This window comes from Rhodococcus ruber, assembly GCF_016804345.1.
Taxonomy (GTDB): Bacteria; Actinomycetota; Actinomycetes; order Mycobacteriales; family Mycobacteriaceae; genus Rhodococcus; species Rhodococcus ruber.
In genome coordinates this window covers 4,359,817-4,376,882 of sequence record NZ_CP044211.1, presented here as the reverse complement: position 1 = coordinate 4,376,882, position 17,066 = coordinate 4,359,817, and the positions used below count along the sequence as shown (strand labels likewise).

18 protein-coding genes and 1 pseudogene are annotated in these 17,066 nt (G+C 71.5%); 14 read left to right on the top strand and 5 right to left on the bottom strand.

Translation table 11 applies throughout. The annotated features are described in order from the left end of the window. Positions 1–12 precede the first annotated feature (12 nt). Entirely contained in the window at positions 13–864 is an 852-nt protein-coding gene (locus F1734_RS20040) for a cyclase family protein (RefSeq protein WP_203010958.1), read from the top strand. A gap of 22 nt (positions 865–886) precedes the next feature. Here the strand turns inward: F1734_RS20040 and F1734_RS20035 are convergent, their stop codons facing one another. Together F1734_RS20035 and F1734_RS20030 are read right to left on the bottom strand one after the other, a co-directional pair. After that, the gene (locus F1734_RS20035; protein WP_017680041.1) at positions 887–2,824 is read right to left on the bottom strand and encodes an acyl-CoA dehydrogenase family protein; all 1,938 of its coding nucleotides are present in this window, start codon (positions 2,822–2,824) and stop codon (positions 887–889) included. 9 nt (positions 2,825–2,833) lie between these two features. After that, on the bottom strand, positions 2,834–4,402 hold the full coding sequence (locus F1734_RS20030) for an ATP-binding protein (RefSeq protein ID WP_010592065.1): 1,569 nt from the start codon (positions 4,400–4,402) through the stop codon (positions 2,834–2,836). A gap of 81 nt (positions 4,403–4,483) precedes the next feature. Between F1734_RS20030 and hemL the strand changes: the two genes are divergently transcribed. The 7 genes and pseudogenes from hemL to F1734_RS19995 form a co-directional block, all read left to right on the top strand. Further along, the gene (gene hemL, locus F1734_RS20025) at positions 4,484–5,806 is read left to right on the top strand and encodes a glutamate-1-semialdehyde 2,1-aminomutase (protein ID WP_010592064.1); all 1,323 of its coding nucleotides are present in this window, start codon (positions 4,484–4,486) and stop codon (positions 5,804–5,806) included. A gap of 52 nt (positions 5,807–5,858) precedes the next feature. Next, positions 5,859–6,509 (top strand): histidine phosphatase family protein, encoded by a 651-nt coding sequence (locus tag F1734_RS20020; protein ID WP_003937572.1) that lies wholly within the window; start codon positions 5,859–5,861, stop codon positions 6,507–6,509. Then, positions 6,506–7,120: a TlpA disulfide reductase family protein gene (locus tag F1734_RS20015; RefSeq protein ID WP_040271939.1), complete on the top strand. Its 615-nt coding sequence runs from the start codon at positions 6,506–6,508 to the stop codon at positions 7,118–7,120. Before F1734_RS20020 ends, F1734_RS20015 begins: the two co-directional genes overlap by 4 nt. Position 7,121: 1 nt before the next feature. Further along, positions 7,122–7,982, top strand: a complete 861-nt coding sequence (locus F1734_RS20010; protein WP_010592062.1) for a cytochrome c biogenesis CcdA family protein — start codon at positions 7,122–7,124, stop codon at positions 7,980–7,982. Then, a complete protein-coding gene (gene resB / locus F1734_RS20005) occupies positions 7,979–9,655 on the top strand; it encodes a cytochrome c biogenesis protein ResB (protein ID WP_040271941.1) in 1,677 nt (558 codons plus the stop codon). The genes F1734_RS20010 and resB overlap by 4 nt, the downstream gene beginning before the upstream one ends. After that, a complete protein-coding gene (gene ccsB, locus F1734_RS20000) occupies positions 9,652–10,635 on the top strand; it encodes a c-type cytochrome biogenesis protein CcsB (RefSeq protein ID WP_010592060.1) in 984 nt (327 codons plus the stop codon). The genes resB and ccsB overlap by 4 nt, the downstream gene beginning before the upstream one ends. A 35-nt stretch (positions 10,636–10,670) precedes the next feature. Further along, positions 10,671–11,681 (top strand): annotated as a pseudogene (locus F1734_RS19995) (MinD/ParA family ATP-binding protein); the annotation flags it as partial. Between the two features lie 185 nt (positions 11,682–11,866). Here F1734_RS19995 and F1734_RS19990 read toward each other — a convergent pair. Beyond that, positions 11,867–12,067 carry a hypothetical protein gene (locus F1734_RS19990; protein ID WP_010592058.1) on the bottom strand — a complete coding sequence of 67 codons (201 nt, stop codon included), beginning with the start codon at positions 12,065–12,067 and terminating at the stop codon, positions 11,867–11,869. Between the two features lie 126 nt (positions 12,068–12,193). After that, positions 12,194–12,403, bottom strand: a complete 210-nt coding sequence (locus tag F1734_RS19985) for a BldC family transcriptional regulator (protein WP_006935908.1) — start codon at positions 12,401–12,403, stop codon at positions 12,194–12,196. A 243-nt stretch (positions 12,404–12,646) separates the two neighbouring features. On the opposite strand from F1734_RS19985, the gene F1734_RS19980 reads away from it, so the two are divergent. The 6 genes from F1734_RS19980 to F1734_RS19955 all read left to right on the top strand — a co-directional run bounded on the left by F1734_RS19980 (position 12,647) and on the right by F1734_RS19955 (position 16,093). After that, on the top strand, positions 12,647–12,916 hold the full coding sequence (locus F1734_RS19980) for a DUF4229 domain-containing protein (RefSeq protein ID WP_172603578.1): 270 nt from the start codon (positions 12,647–12,649) through the stop codon (positions 12,914–12,916). Then, positions 12,917–14,008 carry an L-cysteine desulfhydrase Cds1 gene (cds1, locus tag F1734_RS19975; protein ID WP_017680034.1) on the top strand — a complete coding sequence of 364 codons (1,092 nt, stop codon included), beginning with the start codon at positions 12,917–12,919 and terminating at the stop codon, positions 14,006–14,008. 65 nt (positions 14,009–14,073) lie between these two features. After that, on the top strand, positions 14,074–14,811 hold the full coding sequence (locus tag F1734_RS19970) for a lysophospholipid acyltransferase family protein (RefSeq protein ID WP_010592054.1): 738 nt from the start codon (positions 14,074–14,076) through the stop codon (positions 14,809–14,811). 67 nt (positions 14,812–14,878) lie between these two features. After that, positions 14,879–15,094 carry a hypothetical protein gene (locus tag F1734_RS19965; protein WP_003937583.1) on the top strand — a complete coding sequence of 72 codons (216 nt, stop codon included), beginning with the start codon at positions 14,879–14,881 and terminating at the stop codon, positions 15,092–15,094. A gap of 6 nt (positions 15,095–15,100) precedes the next feature. Beyond that, positions 15,101–15,655: a Clp protease N-terminal domain-containing protein gene (locus F1734_RS19960; protein WP_203010956.1), complete on the top strand. Its 555-nt coding sequence runs from the start codon at positions 15,101–15,103 to the stop codon at positions 15,653–15,655. A 54-nt stretch (positions 15,656–15,709) separates the two neighbouring features. Then, on the top strand, positions 15,710–16,093 hold the full coding sequence (locus F1734_RS19955) for a phage holin family protein (protein ID WP_010592052.1): 384 nt from the start codon (positions 15,710–15,712) through the stop codon (positions 16,091–16,093). A gap of 19 nt (positions 16,094–16,112) precedes the next feature. Here the strand turns inward: F1734_RS19955 and F1734_RS19950 are convergent, their stop codons facing one another. Beyond that, positions 16,113–16,982, bottom strand: a complete 870-nt coding sequence (locus tag F1734_RS19950) for a 1,4-dihydroxy-2-naphthoate polyprenyltransferase (RefSeq protein WP_010592051.1) — start codon at positions 16,980–16,982, stop codon at positions 16,113–16,115. Positions 16,983–17,066: the final 84 nt, after the last annotated feature.

Sequence of the window (17,066 nt, the reverse complement as noted above, 5' to 3'; positions counted from 1 at the left end):
AGGCCGAGACGAATGTGCTCACCGACCGTGCTCGACCGGGTGTACCGCGAAATCGAGGACGGCCGGCCGCGGTTCGGCCGCCGGTCCTTCCTCGCCGCCCTCGGCGTGAGCGCCGCGGGTCTGGGCGCGGCGACCGCCGCCGCGGCGCCGGCACGAGCCGGCGGGGACACGGCCGCCGTGCGGGCCGACGCGGTGATCGACCTGACCCACACGCTGACCCCGCAGTTCCCGGTGTGGCCCGGCAACGAGCGGTTCGCGATGCGTCCCGTGGCCACGTTCGACACCGGACGGTTCGCCGTCAACGTGATGTCGCTGTGGGAGCACACCGGCACCCATCTCGACGCCCCGGCCCACATCGTGCGCGGCGGCGCGACCGTCGAGGCGCTGCCGGTGCGCGACTTCGTGGCCCCGCTCGCCGTCGTCGACATCGCCGGCAAGGCCGCGCAGGACGACGACGCGGTGGTCACCGTCGACGACGTGGCGACGTGGGAGCGGCAACACGGCCCGATCCCGCCGGCCGCCTTCGTCGCGATGCACTCGGGATGGGAGGCCCGCCTCGCCGACCCCGGCCGCTTCGTCAACGCCGACGCACTGCGCATCCCGCACGCACCGGGCTTCGACCGCGAGGCCGTGCGCATGCTCGTGCACGAACGGAACGTCGTGGGGCTCGGCGTCGACACCCTGAGCCTCGACCGGTCGGGCGAGGTCGGCGCCCACGTGGAGTTGCTCGGCGCGGGCCGCTACGGCATCGAGGCGATGGCGAACCTCGCGGCCGTGCCGCCACGCGGCGCGACCGTCGTCGTCGGCGCGCCGAAGCACGCCGGCGGCACCGGTGGGCCGTGCCGGGTGCTGGCACTGGTCTGAATCCCGCACCCGGCCCGGCGGGTCAGCCGAGGCGACCGGCGTCCGTGCCCGGGCCGTCGAGCATCGCCGACCCGAGCAGGTGCTCCGGCACGCCGAGGCCCTCGACGAGGGTCGTCACGTGGGGACGCAGGGTCCGGCAGCGCTCGTTGATGCCGCGCAGCACCGCCTTCGCCCGTTCCACCGACAGCTGCCGGTGCTCCATGTACCAGGCCTTGTCCTCGTCGATGACGCTGAGCGCGTACAGATCGCACAGGTCCGACAGCAGCTCGCGGGCCTCCTCGTCGGGACACGACTCGATCCCGGCGACGAACGCCTCGAGCACGACCCGGTCGATGTGGGCGCGCGCCGCGTGCAGCACGTGGTCCTGCACGAAGTTGAAGGCGTCGAACAGGTTCTCCTCGCGGTTCGACGCGGCCTGCAGTCGCCGCGCCGCCGTCGAGAGCAGGTATTGTTCCCGGTCCTCGAACATTGCCATCTGCGTGCCCCGATCGAAGAGGCTGCCGTCCTCCTCGTTGTCCTTCCGGGTGTCGACGAGCGTCTGGAGGATCTGCTGGGCGGCGGTGCGCTTCTTGACGATGTCCGACACCGTGACCGCGGCGAACTTCATCCATTCCACCGGGCTCATGCCGCGGACCTCGTCCGCGTAGGCGGTGAGGAGTTCCTTGGCGACGAGCTGGGTCAGCACGTGGTTGTCGCCCTCGAAGGTGGTGAACACGTCCGTGTCCGCCTTCAGCGCGGTGAGCCGGTTCTCGGCCATGTACCCGGCACCGCCGCAGGCCTCACGGCACTCCTGGATGGCGCGCGTCGCGTGGGCGGTGTTGGCGACCTTCAGCCCGGCGGCGCGGCCTTCGAGCTCACGCTGCTCCTGCGGATCCACCTCCTCGACGGGCGTGGTCTGGATCCGGTCCATGGTGGAGATCAGCTCGTTCTGCGCGAAGGTCAGCGCATACGACTTGGCGATGAGCGGCAGCAGGCGGCGCTGATGGACCAGATAGTCCATCAGCAGCACTTCCTTCTCGTCGCCGGGGGCGCTGAACTGGCGGCGCTGCAGCGCGTACCGCGTGGCGACCGACAGCGCGACGCGGGCCGCGGCACCGGCCGAGCCGCCGACGGTGACCCGGCCCCGCACGAGCGTGCCCACCATGGTGAAGAAGCGGCGGTTCGGATTCTCGATCGCCGAGACGTAGGTGCCGTCGGGCTCGACGTCGGCGTACCGATTGAGCAGGTTCTCCCGGGGAATCCGCACGTGGTCGAACATGATCCGGCCGTTGTCCACGCCCGGCAGGCCACCCTTGTGGCCGCAGTCGGAGGTGGTGACCCCGGGCAGATCGTCGCCGTTCTCGTCGCGGATCGGCACGACGAAGCAGTGCACGCCCTGGGACTTGCCGCCGGTGATCAGCTGTGCGAACACCGCGGCGACCGTCGCGTGCTGTGCCGCCCCGCCGATGTAGTCCTTGCGCGAGGACGGGGTCGGGGAGTGGACGACGAACTCCTCGGTGCCCGGGTCGTACGAGGCCGTCGTCTCGAGCGACTGGACGTCGGAGCCGTGGCCGGTCTCGGTCATCGCGAAGCAGCCGAGCAGATCGAGATCGATGAGCGGGCCGATGTAGCGGTCGTGGTGCCGGGCCGTGCCGAGATTCTCGATCGCGCCGCCGAACAGACCCCACTGCACACCGGCCTTGACCATCAGGGACAGGTCCGACATGGCGAGCATCTCGATCGACGCCACCGCGCCGCCGGCGTCGCCGCCGCCGCCCACCGCTTTCGCGAAGCCCGCCCGGGCGTAGCCGGATTCCGCGAGCATCCGCATCTGCTTCAGCGTGATCGCCCGGGCCTCGTCCAGGTCCGGTGTGTAGTGCGGGGCGAACTCGGGCCGGTCCAGGTCCGTGCGTGCCCGCTCGCGTGCCTGCCGCCACGCGCCGTCCAGGGTGATGCGGATGTGCTCAGCTGTGGTCGTCATGGACCGACATTAGGACGATTCGAGCCCGTCGTGTGGGTATGTGCGAACGTCGGTATCGGCTGCGGCATGCGCCCAGTCCGTCGGCACGTCCGCGCCCCCTTCCGGACTGACCCGGGTGCCGACGCGCGCGAGCAGCGGAGTCGGGGCGATCGGCCCGGCGAACAGTGCCTGGCCGAGTCCGAAGGTGGTGGCGCGTTGCAGCATCGCCGGGGGGACGTGGGAGAACAGGTGGGACAGCTCCTCGATGTCGGTGCTGCCGTTCATCCGCATCAGGAGCAGGTTGTCGCACTGGGAGACGACGTTCGGATGCACCTTCCCCGGCCGCTGCGTCGCCACGAACAGGTGCAGCCCGAACTTGCGTCCCTCGCCGGCGATGAGCACCCCCAGATCCGCGGTGCTCGACAACAACGGATCCGCCGTGACCGACGGCAGGATGTTGTGGGCCTCGTCCACCACGACGAGCATCGGCAGGCGCCGCCGTCGCAGCATCCACAGCCGGCCCAGCAGCCCGAGGGACACCGCGGCGCGCTCCCCGGGGCTGTTCAGACTGCCGAGATCGATCACGAAGCACCGGCCCGTGCGCACGTCGAGTTCGGCGGCCGAGCGTTCCTCCCCTCGCCGCCACAGCTCCCACGACGCGATCCCCAGATTGTCGATGCGGGTCGCGAGACGCTCCGTCGCGGGGTCCGCCGCCGCCGCGGACCGCACGTCCGCGACGGAGTAGGGCGCGTCGAGGGCAGCGGTGACGCGGCGCAGGGCCGAGTACTCGTCGAGATCGTGCACCGGGTCCAGGCGCAGCAGCAGCGCCTGCGCGACGAGGGGAAGGTCGCTCAGGTCCAGGCACAGCAGGTGGTCGGAGCCGGTGCCGCGGGCCCGTACCACCCGCACTCCGGTGGCGGCCCCGCGATGCCGCTGCGCGGCGGGGGAGTCGTCCTCCGGATCCCGCAGCCGGCCGAGGTGTACGTGGTCGGAGTTGGGGTCGAGCACCACGATCGGCAGGGTCGTCGCGGCGAGCAGCCGCTCGAGGACCGCGCCGGTGGTGTACGTCTTGCCGGAGCCGGACTGGCCGCACATGAAGGTGTGCCGGGCGAAGCCCGCCGGGTGCAGCCGCGCCGCCACGGCCGGGGCGTGCAGCAGGGTGCCGACGTCGAGACTGCCGGTGAGGGCGGCCGCGAGCGTCGCCGTCTCGGCCGCGGTGGCCGGGCGCACATGCCGCTCGGGAAACGGGGCGACTTCCGCCGTGGCGGCGAACCGGTCGTCGCCGAACACGCCCAGCACACTCGCGGACCCCGCCAGCGTCCGCACCATGGCGCGGCCGCGCACGGAGCGCACCGGCAGACCCGGTTCGTCCACGGCGACGTCGACGTCCGCGCCCTCGCGCTCGACGATGCGCACGCTGCGGACCTGCACGGCGAGACGGCGCTCGTCGTCGAGTTCGACGACCGCGAATCCGCCGACCTCCAGGCCGACGTCCACCGGTCCGGTGAGAAGTACCTCACGACCGTCGGCGGACAACGCGGCGGTGACGACCCGGAACCGGTCGGCGAGGGCGGTACGGACGTCGTCGAACGAGACCATGGTCACATTCCTACCGCAACGACCGCCGTTGCAGGGCCCGCGCCTTTTGGCAAATCCCGCGAAACTGGGACACTGGAGGTCGTGACTGCGACCCCCGATGCATCTCGCGCCCGCGACTCCGTTTCCACCGCACTGTTCGACCGGGCGTCGAAGGTGATTCCCGGGGGTGTGAACTCGCCGGTCCGCGCGTTCGGATCGGTCGGCGGCACCCCGCGCTTCGTCGCCTCCGCATCCGGCTGCACCCTGACCGACGTGGACGGCAATTCGTATGTCGACCTGGTGTGTTCGTGGGGGCCGATGATCCTCGGCCATGCGCACCCGGCCGTCGTCGACGCGGTGCGCAGTGCCGCCACGACCGGGCTGTCGTTCGGCGCGCCGACCGCCGGTGAGGTGGAACTCGCCGAGGAGATCGTGGCCCGCATCGAGCCCGTCGAGCAGGTCCGGCTCGTCAACTCCGGTACCGAGGCGACGATGAGTGCGGTGCGACTGGCACGCGGATTCACCGGCCGGACCAAGATCGTCAAGTTCGCGGGCTGTTATCACGGTCACGTCGACGCCCTGCTCGCCGACGCCGGCTCCGGCGTCGCCACCTTCGGGCTGCCGACGTCGCCGGGTGTGACGGGCGCCCAGGCCGAGGACACCATCGTCCTGCCGTACAACGACCTCGAGGCGGTGCGCGCGGCGTTCGCGGCCGAACCGGGGAAGATCGCGGCGGTGATCACCGAAGCCGCGGCCGGCAACATGGGCACCGTCCCGCCGCTGCCCGGCTTCAACGCCGGTCTGCGCGAGCTGACCCGCGAGCACGGCGCGCTGCTGATCATGGACGAGGTGATGACCGGGTTCCGGGCGGGACCGGCCGGGTGGTACGGCATCGACGGCGTCGCCGGTGACCTCATGACGTTCGGCAAGGTGATGAGCGGCGGACTGCCCGCGGCCGCGTTCGGCGGCCGCGCCGACGTGATGGCCCATCTCGCGCCGGCCGGGCCCGTCTACCAGGCCGGCACCCTGTCGGGCAATCCGGTCGCCGTCGCCGCCGGCCTCGCCAGCCTGCGCGCCGCCGACAGCGACGCCTACGCCGCGCTCGACCGCAACGCCACCACCCTCGGACGGATGCTCGGTGAGGCGCTGACGGCGGAGGGCGTGGCCCACCGGGTCCAGTTCGCCGGCACCATGCTCAGCGTGTTCTTCACCGAGGAGCCGGTCACCGACTACGCGCAGGCCAAGGCCGCGCAGACGTGGCGGTTCCCGGCGTTCTTCCATGCCCTGCTCGACCACGGCGTCTACGCCCCGCCGAGCGCGTTCGAGACGTGGTTCGTCTCGTCCGCGCTCGACGACGACGCGTTCTCCCGCATCGCCGACGCACTGCCGCACGCCGCGAAGGCGGCGGCCGCCGCCACCGCCTGAGCGCGCCCCTTCCAGGCCGTCCACACCCGCCGCACACCCGAGGAACTCCCACGTGACCGAACCTGCCCCGTCCGAGACCCGCACCATCGTGCACGTGCTCCGGCACGGCGAGGTGCACAACCCCAGCGGCATCCTCTACGGCCGGCTGCCCGGCTTCCGGCTGTCCGTGACCGGGGAGGCGCAGGCCCGGTCGGTGGCCTCGGCCCTCGCCGACCACGACATCGCGCACATCGTCGCCTCCCCGCTCGAGCGGGCCCAGCAGACCGCCCAGCCCATCGCGGACAAGCACGGCCTGCCGGTGGCGACGGACGAGAACCTCGTCGAGGCGGGCAACCAGTTCGAGGGCCTGCGCGTGGCCGTCGGCGACGGGGCGCTGCGCCGCCCGCGGCACTGGTGGAAGCTGCGCGACCCGTTCACCCCCTCGTGGGGTGAGCCCTACCTGCAGATCGCGCACCGCATGCTGGCCGCGGTCAACGCCGCTCGTGTCGCCGCCGTGGGCCGCGAAGCCGTGTGCGTGAGCCATCAGCTTCCGGTGTGGACCCTCCGCCGCTTCCTCGAGGGGGAACGGCTGTGGCACAACCCGCAGCACCGGCAGTGCAGCCTGGCATCGCTGACCTCGCTGGTGTACCAGGGCGACACCCTGGTCGACATCGTCTACTCCGAACCGGCCGGGGCCTCGGACCCGACCGTCCACGGCGCATGAGTCGCCGGGCCACGCGACGGGCGGCGCTGGCGGCGACGGCGCTGGCCTGCGGCGTCCTCACCTCGTGCGCCACCGGCGACGACGCCGTCGCCACCGGCGGCACCTTCGACTTCGTCTCGCCGGGCGGTCAGACCCGCATCTTCTACGACCCGCCCGCCGAGCGCGGCACCCTCGGGACGCTCTCGGGGGAGGACCTGATGAACGAGGGCGAGACGATCTCGCTCGACGACTACGCCGGCCAGGTGGTGGTGCTCAACGTGTGGGGCCAGTGGTGCGCCCCGTGCCGTAGCGAGGCCGACGACCTCGAACAGGTCTACGAGGCCACCGAGGACCAGGGCGTGCAGTTCCTCGGCATCAACGTCCGCGACAACCAGCGCGACAAGGCCCAGGACTTCGTCGTCGACAACCGGGTCGGCTACCCGTCGATCTACGACCCGTCGATGCGCTCGCTGCTGGCGCTGGGAGCGAACTACCCGACGTCGGTCGTCCCCACCACCGTCGTCCTCGACCGTGACCACCGCGTCGCGGCGGTCTTCCTCACCGAACTGCTTGCGAGCGATCTGCAGCCCGTCGTCGAGCGGGTCGCCGCGGAAGCCCCCGCCGAGCAGTGACATGGGTGGTGCAGTCGTGAGCAGCAATCCGCTCGTGAGCGAAGCCGTCCTCGCCGCGGGCATCGGGGACACCTTCCAGTCGGTCGCCTCGTCCGGCCCGCTGCTGCTGGCCCTCGGAGCGTGCCTGCTGGCCGGGCTCGTGTCCTTCGCGTCGCCCTGCGTGGTGCCGCTGGTGCCCGGCTACCTGTCCTATCTGGCCGGGGTCGTGGGCGCCGAGGCGCCGGCGGTCACCGCCGCCGAGGCGCGTGGACGCACCACCACCGTCCGCGCCGACGGACGGCTGCGCGTCGCCGGAGCAGCCGCGCTGTTCGTCGCCGGATTCACGGTGGTGTTCGTCCTCGCCACCGCGTCGGTGTTCGGGGCGATCTCCGCGCTCGCCGTCAACCGCGAGCTGCTGATGCGGATCGGCGGGGTGGTCACCATCGTGATGGGCCTGGTTTTCGTCGGCCTGATCCCGGCGCTGCAGCGCGACACCCGCCCCGAACCCCGGCGGATCTCCGGCCTGGCCGGCGCGCCGCTGCTCGGCGGCGTCTTCGCCCTCGGCTGGACGCCGTGCCTCGGTCCCACCCTTGCCGGGGTGATCTCCCTGGCCGCCGGCACCGAGGGCGCCACCGCCGCCCGGGGCGTCGCGCTCATCGTGGCGTACTGCCTCGGTCTCGGGTTGCCTTTCGTCGTACTCGCGCTGGGCTCCGCCCGGGCCCTGCGCGGGGTGGGCTGGTTGCGCGCCCACGCCCGCACCGTCCAGCTCGTCGGCGGCTTCATGCTCGTGGCCGTCGGAATCGCCCTCGTCACCGGCGCCTGGGACGTGTTCGTCTCCTGGATCCGGGACGCCTTCATTTCCGAGGTCACGCTCCCCATATGACGGCCACCGACACACCCACCGCCCCACCGTCACCGACCCCGCCGCGGCAGGGCCCGGCCGGTCGCGCCGCGGCGTTCGTCCGCAACACCTGGCGCGGCCTGACGTCGATGCGCACCGCGCTGGTGCTGCTGTTCCTGCTCGCGCTGGCCGCGATCCCCGGCGCCCTGCTGCCGCAGCGCAGCCTCAACGCCGGCAAGGTCGACGAGTACATCGCCGCGCGTCCGACCCTCGGTCCGCTGATGGACCGGCTGGAGCTGTTCGACGTGTTCGGCAGCTTCTGGTTCACCGCGATCTACGTGCTGCTGTTCGTCTCCCTGATCGGCTGCATCCTGCCGCGCTGCACCGAGTACTACCGGGCGCTGCGCACCCGGCCCGTGCCGGCGCCGCGCAACCTGTCGCGACTGCCGCACCATCTCGAGACCACGGTCGACGGCGCCCCGGACGAGGTGCTCGCCCGGGTGCGGGGCCAGCTGCGGGGCTGGCGCGTCGCCGAGCGTGGCGAGACGGCCGCCCGCCGGGGCGCGCGCGACGGGGAACTCACCCTCTCCGCGGAGAAGGGATACCTGCGCGAAGCCGGCAACCTGCTGTTCCACCTCGCGCTGGTGGGGCTGCTCGCCGCGGTCGCGGTGGGCAAGCTGTTCGGCTACGAGGGCCAGCGCATCCTGGTCGCCGACGGTGAGGAGTTCTGCACCAGCTCGCCGGCGGCGTTCGACTCCTTCCGCGCGGGCAACACCCTCGACGGCACGGGCCTGACTCCGATGTGCATCCGCGTGAAGGACTTCTCCGCGGACTATCTCGACAACGGCCAGGCGGAGATGTTCACCTCGAACATCGACTATCAGGCGGGCGCCGACCTGGCGACGAACACCTGGCGCGAGGCCCAGCTGAAGGTCAACCACCCGCTGCGGGTCGGCAGCGACCGCGTCTACCTGCAGGGCCACGGTTTCGCGCCGTCCTTCACGGTGACATGGCCCGACGGCGAGACCCGCACCGAGACGCTGCAGTGGCGACCGGACGACGCGACCACCTTCCTCAGCAGTGGTGCGATGCGGTTCGACCCGCCGGGCGGAATGTACCCGGATGCCGACGAGCGGCGGCGCAACCAGATCGCGATCGAGGGGCTGTTCGCGCCCACCGCGGTGTTCCACGGCAACCTGTTGTCCTCCGGCTACCCGGCGCTGACCGATCCCGCCGTCGCGATCGACATCTACAAGGGCGACACGGGCCTGGACACCGGCACTCCGCAGTCGCTGTTCTCCCTCAACGGCGAGCTGATCAACCAGGGCCGGCTCGTCAAGCAGGACCGCGTGAACCTGTATGCGGGAGAGAGCGTGACACTCGCCGACGGGACGCAGATCCGGTTCGACGGCGCGACCGACTTCGTGAACCTGCAGGTCTCCCACGACCCGGCGCAGACGTGGGTGCTGGTGTCGGCCGTCACGATGATGGCGGGGCTGCTGGTGTCGCTGCTGATCAAACGTCGCCGCGTCTGGGTGCGGGTCTACCCGGCCGGTACAGTGGCCGACGGGGAACGACGTACCGTAGTAGAACTCGGTGGTCTCGCCCGGACCGACCAGGCCGGATGGGGTGACGAGTTCGAGCGTCTGACCGGCCGACTGCTCGGCGACGACACGACCGCACGTGCGAAGGCAGCACAGGAGAAGAAGGCATGACCCTCAACGAGACCCTCGCGCAGTACAGCGACTGGGCGTTCGAATCGGCGTTCGCGGTACTGGTGCTCGCGCTGGTGCTGCTGATCGCCGAGTACGCGTCGCACCGGGCCGACCTCGTCGCCGAGCGCGAGCGCAAACTCGTCGCCGTGGGCGCGGCGGCCGAGCCGCCGCCGGTGCCGGCCGGGCCGGGCCGGGTCGAGGAGGTGGGGGGCCGGACGCTGTCCGAGCGTCTCGGCAACATGGGGCGCGCGCTCGTCGTCGTGGTGGCTGCCCTGCAGGTGACGTCGATCGTGCTGCGCGGGCTGTCCACCGAGCGCTTCCCACTCGGCAACATGTACGAGTTCGTGGCCATGGCGTGCGCCGCGGCGGTGCTGTTCGGGCTGGTGGTGCTGCGCAAGCCGGCCTACCGGATCATGTGGGTCTACCTGCTCGTGCCGGTGCTGATCCTGATGTTCCTCGCGGCGACCGTGCTGTACGCCGACGCCGCCCCCGTCGTGCCCGCCCTGCAGTCGTTCTGGCTGCCCATCCACGTGACCATCATCAGCGTCGGCAGCGGCATCTTCCTGGTCTCCGGCGTCGCCAGCCTGCTGTTCCTGCTGCGCATCCGGTTCCCGAAGGGCGAGGAGGGCCGCGGCGTGTTCGGCCGGATCGCCGAACGCCTGCCCGACGCGCAGACCCTGGACCGTCTCGCCTACCGCACCACCATCATCGGGTTCCCGCTGTTCGGTGCCGGCATCATCCTGGGCGCGATCTGGGCCGAGGCCGCGTGGGGCCGGTTCTGGGGCTGGGATCCCAAGGAGACCGTCTCCTTCATCACCTGGGTGATGTACGCGGCGTACCTGCACGCCCGCGCGACGTCGGGCTGGCGCAACACCCGTGCGGCGTGGATCAACGTCGCCGGGTTCGTCGCCATGCTGTTCAACCTCTTCATCATCAACATGGTGGTCTCCGGTCTGCATTCGTACGCCGGCCTGAACTGATCTGTTATCGTCCGCGTCGGCCGGGCCGTGGGGGACCGGGGACGGGGGACGACAGCGTGGTGCCGCAGGAGGGCGAGCGGGCAGGGACAGCACAGCCGTCGGCGCGGGATCTGGACGCGTCGCTGCTCGTGAACCGGGTACAGTCGGCGCCCGCGCGGGGGTGGCGCCGGGCCGTGTACCGCGGCACCGGCGGGCGCATCGATCCGGGCGACGGCCGGCGGGACCGGCAGCGGCGTGAGTTGACAGAGCAGGTGCGCGGACCGCTCCGGGGCTGCTACCGGATCGCACTGCTGAGCTTGAAGGGCGGGGTGGGAAAGACCACCACCACGGTCACGCTCGGATCCACGTTCGCGTCCCTGCGAGGCGACCGGGTGATCGCGGTGGATGCCAACCCCGACCGGGGGACGCTCAGCCAGAAGGTCGCCGACCGGACCTCGGGGACGGTGCGCACGCTGCTGCGCGACGAGGCGAGCATCCGCCGCTACGGCGATGTCCGGGCCCACACGGCACAGAATCGGCATCGGCTCGAGGTGCTGGCCTCGGACAGCGATCCGGCCGTCTCGGAGGCGTTCAGCGCGCGGGACTACGAGCGGACGCTGGCAATCCTCGAACGTTTCCACACGATCGTGCTCACCGACTGCGGCACCGGACTGATGCACTCGGCGATGCGGGCGATCCTCGAGAACGCGGACACACTGGTAGTGGTCAGTTCCGGCTCGGTGGACGGTGCGCGCAGCGCCTCGGCGACGCTGGACTGGCTCGACGCCCACGGCTACCGGGCCCTCGTGGCCCGTTCCGTGGCTGTGGTCAACGCCGTGCGGCCCCGGTCCGGCAAGGTGGACGTGGACCGGTTGGTCGAGCACTTCGCGCGGCGCTGCCGCGCCGTCCACGTGCTGCCGTTCGATCCGCACCTCGAGGAGGGCGCGGAGGTCGACCTGGCCCGGCTGCAGCCACGCACCCGGCGGGCGCTGCTGGAACTGGCGGCGGGGGTCGCCGCCGACTTTCCGCGCCGAGGCGGCCTCGGCGAGCGCAGCGACGGGGCATGAACCTGGGCGAGCGCAGCGACGGGGCATGACCCTGGGCGAGCGCAGCGACGGGGGATGACCCTGGGCGAGCGCAGCGACGGGGGATGACCCTGGGCGAGCGCAGCGACGGGGGATGACCCCTGCGAGCGCAGCGAGGGATCACTCCGGCGCGAGCGCAGCGACGGAGCGGGCGCCGCGGCCCGAGGTCAGTCTCCGGGGTCCTGATCGGGGCCGGGGGTGCCGTCGGTGGACCTGCGACGGAACTCCCGGTCGACCTTCCAGAGGAAGTCCGGGTCGTCGTCGGGGCCGATCACGCGGGTGGGCTGGGAGCGAAGTCCGGGACCGAACGCCTTCCACAGCAGCACCGCAATCGTGAGGGCACCGACTATGGCCAACAGGTAGAGCACCACGCACCTCCTCGCCGCGAGCAGTCCGCCGGCGTTTCCGCGGCCGGCCGGGCCTGCTCCTTCAGTCTATTCGTTGTGACGAGGGTGCCGGTGCGCCCCGGGTCCCCGATGCGGCGTGGGCCCGGGTCAGCGGGTGGCTTCGGTGGTGAGGGAGCGCAGCAGCGCCAGCACCTCGGACTCCCGGAAGCGGCGGTGCCCGCCCGGGGTTCGCAGCGAGCCGAGCCGGCCGGCGTGGGCCCAGCGGGTGACCGTCTTCGGGTCCACGTGGAACAGCGCCGCGACCTGGCCGGGGGTCAGCAGTGATTCCTTCGCGCCGTTGAATGCGGGTGCGCTCATCGATGGTCCTTCCGGGTGTTTCGTCTCGTTCGGATCGTCGTGGCCATGTTGACACCGAATACCCTGGTTGCTCGAACGGTCTACGGTTGGTAAAGCGGAAGTAATAGACAAAACGGACGGTCGACCAGATGGGCCGCGGCGCGCGGCGGTTACCCTGGACGGGTGAGTGAAGCATCGCAGAACCGTCCTGACCAGCCCGGAAATCCCGGCCGGCCCGGCAACGCCGGCACCGACAGAGGCACCCTGGCCCGGGACGTCGCCCTCTACTCGCTGGCCCGGCTGGGCCTCGTCCTCGTGCTCGCCGTGGTGATCCTCTACCTTCCCCGCCTGTTCGGGGTGGAGATCCCGTTGCTGGTCGCCGCGCTCTTCGCGGTGCTGATCGCGCTGCCGCTCTCGCTCGTCGTGTTCGCGCCGCTGCGCCGCCGGGTGAACGCGGGCATCGCATCCGTCGACGCGCGCCGACGCGCCGACCGGGCCGACCTCCAGTCCCGGCTGCGTGGCGAGGATCGTTAGGTGAGCGAAGGCGTCGTCGACCGCAGTGCGTCGCGGGAGTGGGTGGATCGTGCCGTCCAGCTGATCGAGGCCGACTCCCAGCGCAGCGCCGACACGCATCTCCTGCGCTATCCGCTGCCTCCCGAGTGGGGCGTGCAGCTGTACCTCAAGGACGAGTCCACGCACATCACCGGCAGCTTGAAGCACCGGCTCGCGCGATCGCTGTTCCTCTACGCCATCTGCAACGGCTGGGTGCGTGCGGACACCCCGATCATCGAGGCGTCGTCCGGCTCGACCGCCGTCAGCGAGGCGTACTTCGCGAAGCTGCTCGGCCTCGACTTCGTCGCGGTCATGCCGCGGAGCACCAGTCCGGCCAAGGTTGCGCTCATCGAGGCGCAGGGTGGGCAGTGCCACTTCGTCGACCGGCCGCCGGAGATCTATGCCGAGGCGCGCCGGCTCGCCGCCGAGCTGGGCGGTCACTACATGGACCAGTTCACGCACGCGGAACGAGCCACCGACTGGCGCGGCAACAACAACATCGCCGAATCGATCTTCACCCAGCTGCAGCTCGAGGAACATCCGATCCCGGAGTGGATCGTCGTCGGCGCCGGCACCGGCGGCACCAGCGCCACCGTCGGCCGGTACATCCGGTACCGCCGGCACCGTACCCGGCTGGCCGTCGTCGATCCCGAGAACTCCGCGTTCTACGGCGGGTACGAGACGGGATCGGCGGACTACACGACGGGCATGCCGTCGCGGATCGAGGGCATCGGACGGCCCCGCGTGGAGCCGTCGTTCGTCGGGCAGGTGGTGGATCGGATGATCCGGGTGCCGGACGCCGCCTCGATCGCCGCGATGCGTCACGCGAGCGAAGCGCTGGGCCGCCGCGTCGGGGGCTCGACCGGGACCAATCTCTGGGGTGCGTTCGGCCTGATCGCGGCGATGATCGCCGACGGCCGGCACGGCAGCGTCGTCACCCTCCTGTGCGACGGCGGGGAACGCTACGCGGGTACCTATTTCGACGACGAGTGGGTGGCCGGGGAGGGTCTGGACCTCGCCGGCCCGACCGCGACGCTCGAGAAGTTCGCGGCCACCGGCAGATGGGCGGCCTGAGCCTCGCCGCCCCGGACCCTACGAGTCCGTAGCCTACGGGTGCGTAGGTTCGGTATCGTGAGGACATGGAGCGCCCCGCCGTGTCCCTGGACAACTACGAAGCCGTGTACGACTTCTACCTCGGGCACCGGCAGAGCCGGCCCGTCGCCCGGGCGGCCTACGCCCTGCTCGCCGCTCGGTATCGCCCCCGGGTGTGCTGCGCAGGGGACGTCCGCGATCGTCTCCGCGAACTCGTGCGGGGCGGGACGCCCCTGCTGATCGTCGCCAACCATCTCACCCACAGCGATCAGTACGTCCTCGCCGCGACGGCGTGGCGCTCGCCGCTGCGCCCGGTGATCGGCAGGACGCGGGTGCTGGCGAAGGACGAGCTGTTCGCCGACGAGTCACGACGCCGCAAGGTCGACATGATGGGTGGGATCCCGGTCTTCCGGGCCAAGAACCACGGCCTGCGGGCGGTCTCCGACGCCGGACGCCGGATGATGGACGTCTCCGCCGCCCGGCTGCATCGCGGCGACAGTGTCGCGATCTTCCCGGAGGGCACCTGCAACGAGGGCGACCCCACGCGGTTGCAGCCGCTCGGGACCGGCATCGGCCACATCGTCCGCCGGGCGCGCGACCTGGGGGCGCAGCCCGCCCTGGTGTGCGTCGGGATCGGATACGGGCCGGACAAGGACCCGTCGCGTCCGGCGAGTGTGTTCCTCACCGGCCCGGTCACCGACCTCGACGGCAGGGTCCGTGACGTCACGCGCCTGGTGCAGGACGAACTACAGCGTGCCGTGGACGCTGCCGTCGCGCGGTACTGATCGGGTGGCCGGACCCGTCCTGTCAACTTGTCTTGACGTTCGCCGGTTGTCAACGTAAATTGACGGCATGACCGAGGCCACCACGCTCGCCGCCGCCGCCGGAAGCCCCGATCCCGCGGAGGGGCTGCGGGCGGTGCGCGCCCTGCGACGGTTGCTCGAGCGGCTCGAGGCGATCCAGGTCGACAACGCCCGCCGGCAGGGCTGGTCGTGGCAGGCGATCGCCGATGCGCTCGAGGTGAGCAGGCAGGCCGTCCACCAGAAGTACAACCGGAAGCGTGGGTGATCCGCCGTGTTCGAACGATTCACCGCCGGCGCGCGAGCCGCCGTCGTCACCGCGCAGGAAGAGGCCCGGGAGCTGGACGCCCGACGGATCGAGCTGGCCCACCTGCTGCTCGGCGTCCTCGGCACCGCGGACACGACGCTCCGTGACCTGCTCGCCGACCTGGGTCTCACCGCCGGGACCGTGCGCAGCGAACTGGTCCGGGACGCCGGGATGCTCGGCGACGAGGACGCCGCCGCGCTCGGCGCCATCGGCATCGACCTCGATTCCGTCCGGGCGAGGCTCGAGGAGAGCTTCGGCGAGGGCGTCCTCGATCGGGGACCAGGCGGCGGCCGGCGGGGACCGTTCGCGCGGCATCTGCCGTTCCATCCTGCCGCGAAGAAGTCCCTGCAACTCGCCCTGCGGGAAGCTCTCGCGCGGCGGGACCGCGTCATCGGCTGCGAGCACCTGCTGCTCGGAATCCTGCGCTCCGACGACGATCGTGCCCGCACGCTGGTCGAGTCACACGTCCCCCGCAGGGTCCTGCGCGACCGTCTGCGTGACTACCGGGGCCGGGCGGCCTGACCGTCCGGGATTCGCGACGGCGTCCCCGGGGGCCGGATGTGGAACAGTGTCGGCATGATCAACTTCCTGGTCCGGCTGGTCCTCAACGCCGTCGCCATCTGGCTGGCGGCCCAGTGGGTCTCCGGCATCGACTTCACGGGATCCGGCACCGGCGCCACCGACGAGATCATCGCCCTGCTGGTGATCGCGCTCGTCTTCACCGTCGTCAACGCATTCGTCAAGCCGCTCGTGCAGTTGCTGTCGCTACCGCTGCTCATCCTGACGCTGGGTCTGTTCACCCTCGTCGTGAACGCGCTGATGCTCCTGCTCACCGCATGGCTGAGCGAGTTCACCGACTACGGTCTGACCGTCGAGGGCTTCTGGACCGCGTTCTGGGGCGCCCTGATCATCTCGATCGTCAACTGGGCGCTCGGCCTGCTGGTGCCCGACCGGAAGTGAGGTTTGCGGGCGCGACCGCTCAGGCGACGAACAGCGCCGCCGCGGTCGCGACGGCCCAGGCCAGCATCGCCACGCCCGAGTCCCGCAGCGCCGGGATCAGGTGCATACCGAGACCACCGGATCGCACCGGTGCGTGGGCACGCACCGCGAACGGCAGCGCGAGCAGGCCCGCCAGCGCCCACGGCGTGCGCGCCACCAGGGCCAGCGACGCCACGAACGGCACGGCCAGCAGGATCAGGTGCAGCGTCCGGGTCCGCGGGTCGCCCAACCGCACCGCGAGCGTGCGCTTGCCCGAGACGGTGTCGGTGGGGATGTCGCGCAGGTTGTTGGCCACCAGCACCGCGCTCGAGAACGAACCCACTGCCACCGCGCACGCCAGCCCGACCCAGTCGATCCGGCCGGCCTGCACGAACTGCGTGCCCGACACGGCGACCAGCCCGAAGAACACGAACACCGCGACCTCGCCGAACCCGCTGTAGCCGTAGGGACTGCGGCCGCCGGTGTAGTACCAGGCGCCGGCGATGCACACCGCACCGACCAGGAGCAGCCACCAGGCGCTCGTGAGCGCCAGCGCGATCCCGGCGATCGCGCCCACTCCGAAGCACGCGAACGCGGCCCGCTTGACCGCGGCCGGCGCCGCCGCGCCCGAACCCACCAGCCGCAGCGGACCGACGCGGTCGTCGTCGGTCCCGCGGATGCCGTCGGAGTAGTCGTTGGCGAAGTTGACCCCGACGATCAGCGCGAGCGCGACCACCAACGCCAGCAGCGCCTTCCACCACACCGCGCCGTCGAGCGCGGCTGCGGCGCCGGTACCGGCGACGACCGGGGCGATCGCGTTGGGAAGTGTGCGCGGACGGGCGCCTTCGAGCCATTGACCAGCGGTTGCCATGCGTCGATCCTGCCATCGAGCGAATAGGGCATCCCGCCGGGCCGAGGAGACGACCGAGGGAGATGACCGATCCGCCCGCTCGGC